Origin of the sequence: Aureibaculum koreense, assembly GCF_034296135.1 — a bacterium.
In the GTDB taxonomy this organism is placed as follows: domain Bacteria; phylum Bacteroidota; class Bacteroidia; order Flavobacteriales; family Flavobacteriaceae; genus Aureibaculum.
In genome coordinates this window covers 201,292-214,529 of sequence record NZ_JAXKVV010000001.1, presented here as the reverse complement: position 1 = coordinate 214,529, position 13,238 = coordinate 201,292, and the positions used below count along the sequence as shown (strand labels likewise).

Below are 13,238 nucleotides of genomic sequence, written 5' to 3'. Positions count from 1 at the left end.
TAAGGCTGTAATGTTACTAACTCAGTGTCGTCTTACTTAATAAATTTACTAAATGATAAACAAGAGTGTTTTATTAATTTTTATAATCAGTTTTTTTTCGTGTAATATAAAAGCGGAACAAAAAAAAGAAGATCCAAAATTAGTTATTAATCATGAAGCTATGGAAGGTAATGAGTTGGCAACTTTTGGTAATGGATGTTTTTGGTGTACAGAAGCTATTTTTCAGCAATTGGAAGGTGTCAGCAAAGTTGAGTCCGGATATGCTGGAGGTTCAGTTAAAAATCCAACCTATAAAGAAGTTACTACAGGTACAACGGGTCATGCTGAGGTAATCAGATTATCTTTTGACCCTAAGGTTATTTCTTATACCGAATTATTGGAAGTTTTTTTTAGTACGCATGATCCCACAACATTGAACAGGCAAGGAGCAGATGTGGGTACACAATATCGATCGGCTATTTTTTATCATAATGAAGAACAAAAAAATGCTGCCGAAGCTATGCTCGCAGCCTTGGAAAAAGAAAATATTTTTGATGACCCAATTGTAACGGAGATAACGGCTTTAAATAATTATTATCCAGCCGAAGATTATCATCAAAATTATTATAATAACAATAAAAATCAAGGATATTGCAGAGCGGTTATTAATCCGAAATTAGAAAAATTTAAAAAGCAATATAAAGATAAGCTCAAAAAAGGTTAAAAAATTTGGTTGATTTTTGGTTTGAAAGATTTGTCGGGACTCGTTTCTGGCAAATCTTTCTTTTTTAGTGAGACTCAAACTTAAAAACAGCGAAGCTGTGAATTTAAGTTTGCTAGTCGAACTAATCCCGCTGCATAGCGGGATCTCATTATCATTTAAATTGGATTTTTCAAGAGCGTATTAGTCTGGTTGAAATTTGTTGGTCGTCCAGATAGCCATCGGGATAATCCCACTGACTGCATGGTGGAATCTTCAACGGTTAAGTAATAAGTGAAATCATACCCTGAAGTTGTTAGTTTAGTTGAAACAAATCTGTATTTTAATTTTTCAATCATTTAATTATTTATATCTTTCCATTTCAAAAATTTAGACTCATGCCAAACGGTACATTTGAAGAAGATAATATAGAAACAACGGAAGAAATAAAACAAAAATATCAATCCATCATTACGAGTATTGGAGAAAATGTTGGTAGGGATGGTTTGTTAAAAACACCTGAAAGGGCTTCAAAAGCAATACAATTCTTAACATCTGGATATGAAATGGATGCGGAAGAAGTTTTAAAATCAGCTTTGTTTGATGAAGATTATTCCGAAATGGTTATTGTAAAAGATATTGAGCTATATTCATTGTGTGAGCATCATATTTTGCCTTTTTTTGGCAAAGCTCACATTGCTTATATCCCTAATGGTAAAATTGTAGGACTGAGCAAATTACCGCGTGTTGTTGATATTTTTGCAAGACGTTTGCAAGTTCAAGAACGACTGACCGATCAAATTGTAAATACGATTAACAACGTTCTTAGGCCACAAGGAGTGGCGGTTGTAATTGAGGCTTCACATATGTGTATGATGATGCGAGGTGTACAAAAGCAAAATTCGGTGACCACAACTTCAGCATTTAGGGGCACATTTAAGAATATGGAAACTAGAAATGAGTTTTTAAAATTGATAAGTTCTAAGTTGTCGTAATTTAACAACTTTATAATTTGCAAATATTACTACAATAATGATATTCTGTATTTTAATCAAAAAAAAAGACAAAAGATTTTTTATTTAAAAAGAATTTCTGACCATCGACCAAAGACCACCGACTATCTTTGGCATTTTTATTGCTATAACAATAGTAAATAAACAAATTATGAACACAATAGAACCAGAAATTATAGAACCGCAAGCCCATGACGAAAGTCAATCAGGCAAATATCGCTTATTAGCACTAGGTATTTTATTCGACGCGATAGGAATGTTATCTTTTACCTTGCCTTTAATTGGAGAGTTCAGTGATGTTATTTGGGCACCTATCTCCGCAATGTTAATTTATAAAATGTATAAAGGGGCAGTTGGAAAAATTGGAGGTATGGTATCTTTTATAGAAGAAATTATTCCCGGGTTGGATTTTATCCCCACATTTACGTTAACTTGGATTTATAAATATGTAATCAAAAAGGATTAAGTTTAAATTTTTTAAACTTTACAATTTCATTAACAATATTTTTTTTAACTTAGTAAGCTAATTGCATAGTGCAATAAAGTTTGTTTACGCAAACCAATTTAATAACCAAAAATTTATATTATTATGAGTGAATTAGCAGAAAAGTTAGCTAAACTAAAATCCCAAGCGGAGTCTCAATTAAAAGAATCAGGTGTTTCTAATATTGACAACGCTCTACTAGATGATTTAGTAGGAAGAATGAAATTAATTGTTGATAATAAAGATGCTATTTTAGTTTCAGGTACCGATCCAGCCGAATTAGAGACGGTTAGAAAGAATTTTGTAGAAAAAAAATTAGGAATAACCGATAAAAGTAAAGGAGAAGCTGCAGTAAGCAAAGTAGCTGATAAAATGTCAGGTATCAGACAAAAGAATAGGGTTGCTTTTTACTACATGGTTCAAAAAGAATTGAGCTAAGAATTTAAAAACAAAACACATTAAAGGTCTTCTGAAAAGAAGGCTTTTTTTATTGCTTAAACAACCATTTGAACCCTATTCTACTTAAAAACTTCTTTACGAAATTGTAAAAAAAATCAAATTGGCCGAACAGCCACCCAAAAATTAAAATCAGTATCTGATAAAAGGGAAAAATTAGTAAAATTCTCAAAGGTCTATATATCCATGGGTTAGTGGTTTCTTGAGGTAAGCCAATTAAATCTAAAATAGGTTTTGCAATAAACAAAGAGGTGAAACCGGTAATTGAAAATACAATAAGTATAACTACTATTTGTAAATTGGAAGAAATACCCCAACGTTTTTTTAATTTATCGAACATGTTTTCTTGAAAATTTTTAAACCGCAAAATTAATGGTTAAAAATTCAGTAAAGTAGATATTTAACAAATAAAAAAAGCTGAGTCAAAACTCAGCTTTTAAATTGTAATTTGTTTTTGGTATTATTTGAATAGACCTCCTAAGATACTACCAATTCCACCGCTTTTTTTATTTCCACCGCCTAAAATCATCCCGGCAACATCATCTATTACACTTCCATCACCATCGGCATCCAACAATTTTTCTATCATACTTTGTTCCTGTGGATCGTCATCACCTAACATTCCGCCCAGTAGATTTCCTAGGCCATTTGTATCCGACACACCTTGCTGGCGTTTTTGCTTACCTAAAGCACCCATTATAAAAGGAGCGGCAACTTTTAATATTTGCATTGCAGAACCCATATCCAGACCGCTTGATTTACTTACCGCACCTGCCACATTTTGTTCTTTTCCGCGGAATACGTGACCTAAAATTCCCGCACCGTCATTTAACACATCATCATCTATTCCACCTCCACCTAATATGCTTCCTAAATTATCTAAAACTCCGCCACTATGTTTATCATTGTTAAGTGCATTTAGAAGGCCAGATGCTCCTTCAGGTGTTTTAGCATTATTTTTCATTGCCCCTAAAATTAAAGGTAATGCCGCACTAATAGCAGAAGCTGTTTTACCTTTATCAGCACCAATTTGCTGACTTGTACCATTGATTAAGGTCTTGCCTAAATCACTGTTTAATAAATCTAATAAGTTTGCCATTTTTTTGTTTAATTGGTTATTAAAAATTGGTTTACAATATACAATTTATTATCTAACCACAAATTTAAAAACTGAATTGTGTTTAGAGGGTCTTTATTACAGAAGCTAATTTTAGATTTGTCCTTAGTTTTTTATATCTTTCAAAAATTTTTAAACCCAACCACGTATGAAAAAAATAGCATTGCACTGGCAAATATTAATAGGGATGGTAATTGGCGTTGCCTTCGGATGGATGATGGCAAATATTGAAGGCGGTGGTAAACTTGTTCAAGATTGGATCAAACCTTTTGGCAATATGTTTATCAACTCTTTAAAATTGATTGCGGTGCCTTTGATTTTAGGGTCGTTAATTAAAGGGGTATCTGACCTTAAAGATATTTCTAAACTCTCTAAAATGGGAGGGAGAACCATCGGGATTTATTTAGTAACTACTGTTATTGCTGTATCTATAGGGTTGGTTTTGGTTAATTTAATAAAACCGGGCAGTTCTATCACAGAAGAAACCAGATTGGAAATGGTGGAAAATTATAGTGGTGATGCTGCCAAAGTACAAGAAAATGCTCAAAAACAAAAGGAAAGTGGTCCTTTACAGGCATTAGAAGATTTAGTGCCGGACAATATTTTTAAAGCAACAACCGATAATGGCAGTATGCTTCAAGTTATCTTTTTTGCTATCTTTTTTGGAATAGGATTGATTCTAATACCAGAAGCAACTGCGGAACCTGTTAAAAAATTCTTTGATGGCTTTAATGAGGTAATCTTAAAAATGATAGATATTATAATGCTTGCCGCTCCTTATGGTGTTTTTGCTTTACTGGCCGCATTGGTAGTGGAATCGCCGAGTTTAGATTTGTTTAAAGCTTTAGGTTGGTATGCCATTACTGTTTTGGCCGGATTAACTTTAATGATAGTGGTGTATAATCTTATTATGTTTTCTTATACGAAAAGAAGTCCAAAATCTTTTATGGAAAATATGGCTCCAGCACAATTATTGGCCTTTTCAACAAGTTCAAGTGCAGCCACTTTACCAGTTACAATGGAGCGTGTTACCGAACATATTGGGGTTGAAGAAGAGGTGGCTAGTTTCGTATTGCCAATAGGAGCCACCATTAATATGGATGGAACCAGTTTGTACCAAGCTGTGGCGGCTGTTTTTATTGCCCAAGCCTTTGGTATGGATCTAGATTTTGCCACACAATTGGGTATTGTGGCTACGGCAACTTTAGCATCAATAGGAAGTGCCGCCGTTCCAGGTGCTGGTATGGTTATGCTGGTTATTGTATTGGCACAAGCTGGGATTCCAGAAGCGGGGTTAGCGTTGATTTTTGCCGTTGACCGACCGTTAGACATGTGCAGAACTATTGTAAATGTTACTGGTGACGCTACTGTTGCTATGGTCGTAGCTAAATCCGTTGATAAATTGGGTGACCCAGAGGTTAAAGATTGGGATGATGATTATCCTAAAAAGTAGTTCTGAATTCAGAGTTTTGAGTTCAGAGTTGCTCTGGTAAACTGGACGGAACAATTGTGTTCTTAGTATTTATTACAGGCTCAATGTCTTATTTTTATCTGTGAGATATATTTATTATGAATATCCAATTACAAATAACAAAACCGTTGGTTTCTGTAGAATGGTTATATAAAAACCGTTTAGCTCCAAATCTGGTTATTTTAGATGCCACTATCCCAAAAGTGGGGCAAAAGGAGACTGAACTATCTAGAAATGATGGAATTGAAAATGTTCGTTTTTTTGATATAAAAAATGTATTTTCAAATAATAAGGCACCTTTCCCTAATACTTTAGTGAGTCCAAAAATTTTTGAAATAGAAGCGAGAAAATTAGGTATAAATAAAAATAGTGCTATTGTAGTTTACGATCAACATGGCATATATTCAAGTCCACGTGCATGGTGGTTGTTTAAAACTATGGGTCACAAAAATATTGCTGTGTTGGATGGCGGACTCCCCGCATGGAAAAACGCTGGTTATCCTTGTGAGAAAATTAAAGCTTATAAGGGCGAATTAGGGAATTTTAAATCTAACTATCAGCCAAGTTATATTTACGATTACCGCAAAGTTTTAGATGCTATTTCAGATAATAATAAACTCATTTTAGATGCCCGTTCTGATGATAGATTCAAAGGGTTAAGGCCAGAACCTAGGGCAGGTTTGAGAAGCGGGCATATACCTAATTCAAAGAATTTACCTTATAACAAACTCTTAAATGATGAAAAAATGTTGCCAAAGAAGGATTTAACTCGGAAATTTGATTCTTTGATAACCGGGAGGAAGCCCCAAATAATTTTTTCATGTGGTTCAGGTATTACGGCTTGTATTTTAGCCTTAGGAGCTGAAGTTGCAGGTTATAAGAATTTAGCCGTATATGATGGATCTTGGACAGAATGGGGGAGCTTGCATGAGTTACCGATTGAGAAATAGTTTGAATTTAATCCAGAAACCTTGCCTTTAAGGCGGCAGTAGGCATCATACAATCCTCTTTTTTACCAAACCATTTATATCTGTTTTGTGAGATAATTGTGTAAAAAAAATCTCTAATAAATTTTGGAATTATTATTAAGGCATAACTATATTTCCAAATACCACTTAATCTCTTGGCAATCTTTAAAGTAGCACTTGATTTTTCAAATATTTTCTCATTTTCAATTAAGACAACAGAATCAAAATCAGAATTTTTCTTATTAAAGTGTAACAAAATATCTTGGGCAGCGTCAGATTGTAAAGAAGCGAATAAAAAATGCTTATTTTTGTCATGTTCAATGATAAACTGAACAACGTTGTTGCACAGGTTGCAAACACCATCAAATAGAACAATTGATTTATTTTCTAAAAATTTCATTGAGTAAAGTTACAAAATGAATTTAGATTCGTCTTTTAACGAAACATTGGCAGAAATTGCTTAACCGATTTCTTAATTTAGTATTAAAATTAACCAAATGATCGAAATTAAAAATCTTCATAAATCCTATCCTATAGGTAAAGATAAATTGCATGTATTAAAAGGATTGAACTTGTCTATAAAGGAAGGGGAATTCGTTTCTATTATGGGTTCATCAGGTTCTGGAAAATCTACCTTGTTGAATATTTTAGGTTTGTTGGACGAGCATGATGAGGGCGAATATATTTTAGATGGTCAGTTAATTCAAAAACTTAATGAAAAAAAGGCCGCTGTTTTACGCAATAAATTTTTAGGTTTTGTTTTTCAGTCTTTTAACTTGATTAATTATAAATCGGCGTTAGAAAATGTAGCAATGCCTCTATATTATGCAGGTGTGGGCAGAAAAGACCGACAAAAGATAGCAATGGAATATTTGGAAAAAGTGGAATTGGGTGCTTGGGCAAATCACTTACCTAGTGAGATGTCTGGTGGACAAAAACAACGTGTGGCTATTGCAAGGGCATTAGTTACCAATCCTAAGGTTATCTTGGCAGATGAGCCAACTGGTGCCTTAGATTCTACAACTTCGGGTTCTGTTATGGAAATACTTAAAGGTATTAACAACGAAGGAATGACCATTTTGGTAATTACCCATGAAGAAGATATTGCCGAACAAACCAAACGGATTGTAAGGTTAAAGGACGGTGTAATTATGAGTGATGAACTTCAATTGCAAAACGCATAATCATGTTTGATATAGATCGTTGGCGAGAAATTTTTCAATCAATTAATAAAAATAAGCTTAGAACGTTTCTAGGGGCGTTTACCGTAGCTCTTGGTATTTTTATCTTTACCGTACTTTTTGGTATGGGTAATGGATTAAAAAATACTTTTGATAAATTTTTCTCTGATGATGCAACTAATACCATTTTTATAAGCCCTGGAAATACTTCAAAAGCATATAAAGGTTTTAAAGAAGGCAGAAGAATTCAATTTGAAAATGAAGATTTAGAATTGTTAGAAAAGGAATTAGGGGATAGAATAGAATACTTATCCGCCAGAGTTTATAAAGGCGTTCAAGCTAGAAATAAAAACGAATCTGGTGCTTATACTATTAGATCCGTGCATCCCGATCATCAGTTTATTGAGAATACTATAATTACATCTGGAAGATTTATTGATGGTAACGATATTAGAAATAAAACTCGGGTTGTTGTAATTGGGAGGTTGGTTGAAGAAGATTTATTTAAAAAAGAGAATGCACTTGGTAAATTTTTAGAACTAAACGGAATAACTTATAAAGTTGTTGGTATTTTTAAAGATGAAGGTAGTGACGAGGAAGAAAGGAACATTTATGCTCCAGTTTCAACAATACAGCTCATACATAAAAACACTAATGATATTGATCAGATTGTTTTAACATTTAATAAGGCTCTTGGTGTATCGGGTGCTAAAAAAGTAGTAGTAGATATAACTCGCATTTTAAAAGAAAAGCATTTTATTGCCCAAGACGATAGAAGTGGCATATTTGTTCGTTCCGTATTTGATAATTACCAACAAAATATGCAGCTTGCCAACGTGCTGCAAATGATAGTATTATGGATAGGTATCGGAACTTTGTTTGCGGGGGCAATTTCAATTGGAAATATCATGGTTTTTGTTGTAAAAGAAAGAACCAAAGAATTAGGAATACGTAAAGCCTTGGGTGCAACGCCCGGTTCTATTGTCGGGTTGATTTTACAAGAGTCCATTTTTATTACTGCCATTGCAGGATATATAGGAATTTTGATTGCAATATTTGCCTTGAGTAGAATGGGGAATAATTTGGAAGATTATTTTATTACCAACCCACAAGTAAATACGAGTACAATTGTTTGGGCAACCGTTATATTAATTTTTGTTGGTGCCTTAGCCGGATATATACCTGCGAGAAGAGCTGCAAAAATTAAGCCGGTGGTGGCATTGAGTGACGACTAATTTGAATTAATAGAAAAAATGAAGTTTATTTTTGATAATGATACTTGGCAAGAAATTTTCGGTTCTATAAAGAAAAGTAAATTGCGAACTGCTATTACCGTAATAGGTGTATTGTGGGGTATATTTCTTTTTATTACGCTATTGGGGGCTGCTAGAGGTATGGAAAATGGCTTCGATAGAGAGTTTAGCAACCTGGCTACTAATAGTATTTTTTTATGGGCTCAAAGTACAAGTATGCCAAACAAAGGGTTTCAAAGAGGCAGGCAATTACGCTTAAAAATACAAGATGCCGAAGCAATTCAAAAACAAGTACCTGAAATTGAATTTGTAGCACCGCGTAATGTGCAAGGTGTTTTTGGAGGGCCGCCCGCTCAGGTAAAAAGAAAAGCGAATGCAAAAACCTATAAAGTTTTCGGAGATTATCCCATCTTGGACAAGGTTAATAAAGTTAAGTTATTAGATGGCCGGTTTATAAATAAAAATGACATTGAAAAAGAAAAAAAGGTTTGCATTATCGGAGAAAAAGTAGTTGATGAGCTATTTGAAAATGATGAAAGAGCGGTTGGTGATTTTATAGAGATTAATGGAAGCTTTTTTCAAATAATTGGTGTTTATAAAGAAAGAACTGGAGGCAGCTTTGAAAGTGATGATTCCATATACATGCCTTTTTCAACTTTTAGAAAGATAAATAACACAGGAGACAATATAGGTTGGATGGTAATTGCCGCACATAAAGATGCTGATATTCTTAAGGTTGAAGAAGCTGTAAAAACAGTTTTACGAAGAAGACATAATGTAAACCAAGAAGACGATAGAGCTTTTGGTTCGTTCAATTTTGGGGAAATGTTTGGTAAAATTACGGGTTTTGTAAAAGGTATAAAATTTTTAACATGGTTTGTGGGTTTGTCAACTTTAATTGCTGGGGTTATTGCTATTGGTAGTATTTTATTAATTACCGTTAAGGAAAGAACTCAAGAGATTGGTATAAGAAGAGCCTTAGGTGCTACTCCAAGCAAAGTAAAAGGGCAAATTGTGTTAGAATCTGTTTTTTTAACTCTAATAGCGGGAATTTTAGGAATTATTTTTGCCGGATTTGTTTTAATGATAATCAACAGCACATTAGCTGGGGGCGATGGATTTCCGTTTGTAAACCCAACTGTAAATATCCCAATAGCAATTGGAGCGGTTGTAGCTTTAGTAACCTTTGGTACGCTCATAGGAATGATACCTGCCCAGAGGGCGGTAAGTATTAGACCTATTGAAGCCTTAAGAGAAGAATAATAAATTTAAATAAGTATAAATAATCAACCAACTGAAAATAAAATAAAAATGAAGAAAAAAATTATATTTGGTGTAATCGCTCTAGCGTTTGTGACAGTTTTAATCTGGTTCGGTAAAATGAATAGCAAATCCGTTATCGAATTTGATACTGAAAAGCCTTTTAAAACCAATATCGTAAAGAAGACTGTCGCCACAGGTAAGGTAACTCCACTTGAAGAAGTAGAGATAAAACCTCAAATTTCAGGCATTATTGACAAAATCTTTGTTGAGGAGGGTGAAAAAGTTAAAAAAGGAGACCTAATAGCAAAGGTTAGGGTTGTTCCTAACGAACAATCGTTAAGTAATGCAAGGGGAAGAATAGGAAGTATTCAAATTCAATTGAACAATGCGAAAATCTCATATGACAGAAATAAAGGATTATATGATAAAGGCGTTATTTCTAGGTCTGAATTTGAAAACGTTGAATTGGCCTATAATCAAGCTAAGCAAGATTTACAAAATGCACAAAATGATTACCAAATCATAAGAAAAGGCTATGCGGGATCAGGCGGAGCAGCCAATACAAATATTAGGGCTACAACTTCAGGTATGGTACTTGAGGTTCCAGTAAAGGAAGGTTATCAAGTTATAGAAAGTAACAATTTTAATGCAGGGACTACCATTGCTTTTATTGCCGACATGAACAAAATGATCTTTGAAGGCCAAGTTGATGAGGCCGAGGTTGGTAAAATTAAAAAAGATATTGATTTAGAGATTACACTAGGTGCAGTTGAAGACAAAAAATTTCCTGCAAAATTAACCTTTATTGCCCCGAAAGGTACCGAAGAAAGTGGAGCGGTGCAGTTTACCATTAAAGCAGATGTGACATTAGATGACTCTTATTTTTTAAGAGCAGGATATAGTGCCAATGCCGAAATTATATTAGAGGAAAAAGACAGTGTACTTTCTATAAGAGAGGCCTTATTGCAATTTGATAAGAAAACGGAAAAACCTTATGTTGAAGTAAAAACTGGAGAAGACAAGTTTGAAAGAAGAGATATTAAGACGGGTATTTCAGATGGTATAAATGTTGAAATTTTAAGTGGAATAACTGCGGATGACGAACTTAAAGTTTGGAATAAAATGGCTAAAAAAGACGATGAGCCAGAAAATAGCTAAAATTACTAACTCAAATAGTTTTAGTTAACGAGAGCCTCCATTTTTAATTAAGTGGAGGTTTTTTTTTACGAAAGATAAAAATCGTAGTAATTCCCCTCCTTTTTTTAAGGAGGGGTACCCTTAAACAAAATTTTAAATTTTCAGGAAAAGATTATGGGCGGGGTGGTTACAAAAACTGCTTTGCAATCTTTTCAGCCTTTCTACTTTCAGAATAATCATAAAAACCTTCGCCCGATTTTACTCCAAATTTACCAGCCATTACCATATTGACTAATAACGGACAAGGAGCGTATTTCGGATCTCCAAATCCGTTGTGAAGTACTTTTAATATGGACAAACAAACATCCAAACCTATAAAATCAGCCAATTGCAATGGCCCCATTGGGTGGGCCATTCCCAACTTCATCACGGTGTCAATTTCATAAACTCCGGCTACGCCTTCATAAAGAGAATAAATAGCCTCGTTCAACATGGGCATTAAGATTCTGTTAGCTATAAACCCGGGATAATCATTAACCTCAACAGGCACTTTTTTCAATTCCTGAGAAAGTCGCATAATTGTGTTGGTAACTTGGTCAGAAGTTGAATATCCTCGAATAACTTCCACCAATTTCATAATAGGTACGGGGTTCATAAAGTGCATACCTATTACTTTGTCAGGTCTTTTGGTAACGGAAGCAATTTTAGTAATAGAAATGGATGAAGTGTTGGTTGCCAATATGGTTTCCTCATCGCAAAGTGCATCCAACTCATTAAAGATGTTCAATTTTAAATCTACATTTTCAGTAGCAGCCTCAATTACCAGATCACAATCCGTAACACCTTCTTCCAATGTAGAAAATGTTCTAATATTAGCCAATGCCTGCTGTTTGTCCTTTATGCTGATTTTTTCTTTGGCCAGCATTCTATCTAAATTACTGGAAATTGTTGCCATGCCTTTTTCAAGAGAAGCTTGTGATATATCGATAAGATTAACTTGATATCCAAATTGGGCAAATGTATGTGCAATTCCGTTGCCCATAGTTCCAGCTCCTATAACTGCTATATTTTTCATTCGTTTTAAGTTATTGGGTTATTGAGTTACTCAGTTATTTAACCTTTACTTGCTACTTTTTAGTAAAACTATCGATTATCATCTGAGCAACTCTCAACGCTTTTGCTCCTTGCCCTAAACTTACTACTGGTCTTTTATCGTTCTCGATGGCATCTGCAAAAGTTTCTAGTTCATCTAAAATAGCGTTGTTCGGTTCAACCTCAGGGTTTTCAAAATAGATTTGCTTCTTTACGCCTTCCGCATTTTGTAAAATCATGGCAAATTCGTCAGGATTTTCTGGTACATCCTTCATTTTAACCACTTCGCTTTTCTTTTCCAAAAAGTCAACCGAGATATAAGCATCTTTCTGGAAGAATCGTGATTTACGCATATTTTTTAAAGAGATTCTACTTGCAGTGAGATTGGCAACACATCCGTTTTCAAATTCGATTCGGGCATTGGCAATATCTGGTGTATCACTAATAACCGCTACGCCACTGGCATGGACATTTTTTACTTCAGAGTTTACTACACTCAAAATAATATCAATATCGTGTATCATTAAATCAAGCACAACGGGTACATCGGTACCACGTGGATTGAATTCTGCCAAACGGTGTGCCTCAATAAACATTGGGTTCTGAATATTATCTTTAACTGCGGTAAAGGCGGGGTTAAAACGCTCAACATGACCAACCTGTCCTTTTACATGATGTCTGCTGGCCAATGTTCTAATAGCTTCAGCTTCTGTTACCGAATGTGTAATGGGTTTCTCGATAAAAATGTGCTTTCCTTTGGTTATGGCTTCTTCGGCACAATTAAAATGTGAAAGTGTTGGGGTAACAATGTTTACAACTTCTACGGCATTTATCAATTCTGAAACTGTATGGAACGATTTATATCCAAATTCCTTTTCCACATTTTTTGCATTGTCTATATCTGGATCATAAAAACCGACCAATTCATATTTTTCGGATTGTTGCAATAATTTTAAATGAATTTTTCCTAGATGCCCAGCACCTAACACGCCAACTTTAAGCATAAATTAAGATTTTGAACAAAGGTAACAATTAAAAATAATTCCCCGATGTTTTTTCACATTGGGGTTTCGATTTTACCTCTCCTTCGGAGAGGTCATAACTTCATTTTGAAGTTGTGGGTG

General features: G+C 34.3%; 15 protein-coding genes. 10 read left to right on the top strand and 5 right to left on the bottom strand.

What is annotated here, in order from left to right:
* Window positions 1-52: 52 nt before the first annotated feature.
* The 4 genes from msrA (at window position 53) to UMM65_RS01055 (ending at window position 2,614) form a co-directional block, all read left to right on the top strand.
* A complete protein-coding gene (msrA, locus tag UMM65_RS01070) occupies window positions 53-703 on the top strand; it encodes a peptide-methionine (S)-S-oxide reductase MsrA (protein WP_321974604.1) in 651 nt (216 codons plus the stop codon).
* Window positions 704-1,077: 374 nt separating this feature from the next.
* Window positions 1,078-1,674 (top strand): GTP cyclohydrolase I FolE, encoded by a 597-nt coding sequence (gene folE, locus UMM65_RS01065; protein WP_321974603.1) that lies wholly within the window; start codon window positions 1,078-1,080, stop codon window positions 1,672-1,674.
* Window positions 1,675-1,843: 169 nt separating this feature from the next.
* A complete protein-coding gene (locus tag UMM65_RS01060; RefSeq protein ID WP_321974602.1) occupies window positions 1,844-2,158 on the top strand; it encodes a hypothetical protein in 315 nt (104 codons plus the stop codon).
* A 123-nt stretch (window positions 2,159-2,281) separates the two neighbouring features.
* Entirely contained in the window at window positions 2,282-2,614 is a 333-nt protein-coding gene (locus UMM65_RS01055) for a DUF2853 family protein (RefSeq protein ID WP_321974601.1), read from the top strand.
* A 49-nt stretch (window positions 2,615-2,663) separates the two neighbouring features.
* Here UMM65_RS01055 and UMM65_RS01050 read toward each other — a convergent pair whose 3' ends face one another.
* Together UMM65_RS01050 and UMM65_RS01045 are read right to left on the bottom strand one after the other, a co-directional pair.
* Window positions 2,664-2,972: a DUF6787 family protein gene (locus UMM65_RS01050; protein ID WP_321974600.1), complete on the bottom strand. Its 309-nt coding sequence runs from the start codon at window positions 2,970-2,972 to the stop codon at window positions 2,664-2,666.
* 120 nt (window positions 2,973-3,092) lie between these two features.
* Window positions 3,093-3,731 carry a DUF937 domain-containing protein gene (locus tag UMM65_RS01045; protein ID WP_321974599.1) on the bottom strand — a complete coding sequence of 213 codons (639 nt, stop codon included), beginning with the start codon at window positions 3,729-3,731 and terminating at the stop codon, window positions 3,093-3,095.
* Window positions 3,732-3,897: 166 nt separating this feature from the next.
* Between UMM65_RS01045 and UMM65_RS01040 the strand changes: the two genes are divergently transcribed.
* Window positions 3,898-5,202 (top strand): dicarboxylate/amino acid:cation symporter, encoded by a 1,305-nt coding sequence (locus UMM65_RS01040; RefSeq protein WP_321974598.1) that lies wholly within the window; start codon window positions 3,898-3,900, stop codon window positions 5,200-5,202.
* A gap of 116 nt (window positions 5,203-5,318) precedes the next feature.
* Complete coding sequence (locus UMM65_RS01035) at window positions 5,319-6,170, top strand: sulfurtransferase (RefSeq protein WP_321974597.1); 852 nt, start codon at window positions 5,319-5,321, stop codon at window positions 6,168-6,170.
* Window positions 6,171-6,177: 7 nt separating this feature from the next.
* Here the strand turns inward: UMM65_RS01035 and UMM65_RS01030 are convergent, their stop codons facing one another.
* The gene (locus UMM65_RS01030) at window positions 6,178-6,588 is read right to left on the bottom strand and encodes a thiol-disulfide oxidoreductase DCC family protein (RefSeq protein WP_321974596.1); all 411 of its coding nucleotides are present in this window, start codon (window positions 6,586-6,588) and stop codon (window positions 6,178-6,180) included.
* Window positions 6,589-6,685: 97 nt separating this feature from the next.
* On the opposite strand from UMM65_RS01030, the gene UMM65_RS01025 reads away from it, so the two are divergent.
* The 4 genes from UMM65_RS01025 to UMM65_RS01010 are packed head-to-tail and all read left to right on the top strand — an operon-like array spanning window position 6,686 to window position 11,043.
* The gene (locus UMM65_RS01025; protein WP_321974595.1) at window positions 6,686-7,372 is read left to right on the top strand and encodes an ABC transporter ATP-binding protein; all 687 of its coding nucleotides are present in this window, start codon (window positions 6,686-6,688) and stop codon (window positions 7,370-7,372) included.
* Between the two features lie 2 nt (window positions 7,373-7,374).
* Window positions 7,375-8,604 (top strand): ABC transporter permease, encoded by a 1,230-nt coding sequence (locus UMM65_RS01020; protein WP_321974594.1) that lies wholly within the window; start codon window positions 7,375-7,377, stop codon window positions 8,602-8,604.
* 18 nt (window positions 8,605-8,622) lie between these two features.
* A complete protein-coding gene (locus UMM65_RS01015) occupies window positions 8,623-9,885 on the top strand; it encodes an ABC transporter permease (protein WP_321974593.1) in 1,263 nt (420 codons plus the stop codon).
* Window positions 9,886-9,933: 48 nt separating this feature from the next.
* Window positions 9,934-11,043: an efflux RND transporter periplasmic adaptor subunit gene (locus UMM65_RS01010; protein ID WP_321974592.1), complete on the top strand. Its 1,110-nt coding sequence runs from the start codon at window positions 9,934-9,936 to the stop codon at window positions 11,041-11,043.
* Between the two features lie 166 nt (window positions 11,044-11,209).
* On the opposite strand, the gene UMM65_RS01005 is transcribed toward UMM65_RS01010, so the two are convergent.
* A complete protein-coding gene (locus UMM65_RS01005) occupies window positions 11,210-12,097 on the bottom strand; it encodes a 3-hydroxyacyl-CoA dehydrogenase family protein (RefSeq protein ID WP_321974590.1) in 888 nt (295 codons plus the stop codon).
* A 52-nt stretch (window positions 12,098-12,149) separates the two neighbouring features.
* Window positions 12,150-13,118: a Gfo/Idh/MocA family protein gene (locus UMM65_RS01000; protein ID WP_321974589.1), complete on the bottom strand. Its 969-nt coding sequence runs from the start codon at window positions 13,116-13,118 to the stop codon at window positions 12,150-12,152.
* Window positions 13,119-13,238: the final 120 nt, after the last annotated feature.

Coding starts and splice junctions, on each gene's coding strand:
- msrA (WP_321974604.1), top strand. CDS start 53: ATGATAAACAAGAGTGTTTTATTAATTTTTATAATCAGTTTTTTTTCG.
- folE (WP_321974603.1), top strand. CDS start 1,078: ATGCCAAACGGTACATTTGAAGAAGATAATATAGAAACAACGGAAGAA.
- UMM65_RS01060 (WP_321974602.1), top strand. CDS start 1,844: ATGAACACAATAGAACCAGAAATTATAGAACCGCAAGCCCATGACGAA.
- UMM65_RS01055 (WP_321974601.1), top strand. CDS start 2,282: ATGAGTGAATTAGCAGAAAAGTTAGCTAAACTAAAATCCCAAGCGGAG.
- UMM65_RS01050 (WP_321974600.1), bottom strand. CDS start 2,972: ATGTTCGATAAATTAAAAAAACGTTGGGGTATTTCTTCCAATTTACAA.
- UMM65_RS01045 (WP_321974599.1), bottom strand. CDS start 3,731: ATGGCAAACTTATTAGATTTATTAAACAGTGATTTAGGCAAGACCTTA.
- UMM65_RS01040 (WP_321974598.1), top strand. CDS start 3,898: ATGAAAAAAATAGCATTGCACTGGCAAATATTAATAGGGATGGTAATT.
- UMM65_RS01035 (WP_321974597.1), top strand. CDS start 5,319: ATGAATATCCAATTACAAATAACAAAACCGTTGGTTTCTGTAGAATGG.
- UMM65_RS01030 (WP_321974596.1), bottom strand. CDS start 6,588: ATGAAATTTTTAGAAAATAAATCAATTGTTCTATTTGATGGTGTTTGC.
- UMM65_RS01025 (WP_321974595.1), top strand. CDS start 6,686: ATGATCGAAATTAAAAATCTTCATAAATCCTATCCTATAGGTAAAGAT.
- UMM65_RS01020 (WP_321974594.1), top strand. CDS start 7,375: ATGTTTGATATAGATCGTTGGCGAGAAATTTTTCAATCAATTAATAAA.
- UMM65_RS01015 (WP_321974593.1), top strand. CDS start 8,623: ATGAAGTTTATTTTTGATAATGATACTTGGCAAGAAATTTTCGGTTCT.
- UMM65_RS01010 (WP_321974592.1), top strand. CDS start 9,934: ATGAAGAAAAAAATTATATTTGGTGTAATCGCTCTAGCGTTTGTGACA.
- UMM65_RS01005 (WP_321974590.1), bottom strand. CDS start 12,097: ATGAAAAATATAGCAGTTATAGGAGCTGGAACTATGGGCAACGGAATT.
- UMM65_RS01000 (WP_321974589.1), bottom strand. CDS start 13,118: ATGCTTAAAGTTGGCGTGTTAGGTGCTGGGCATCTAGGAAAAATTCAT.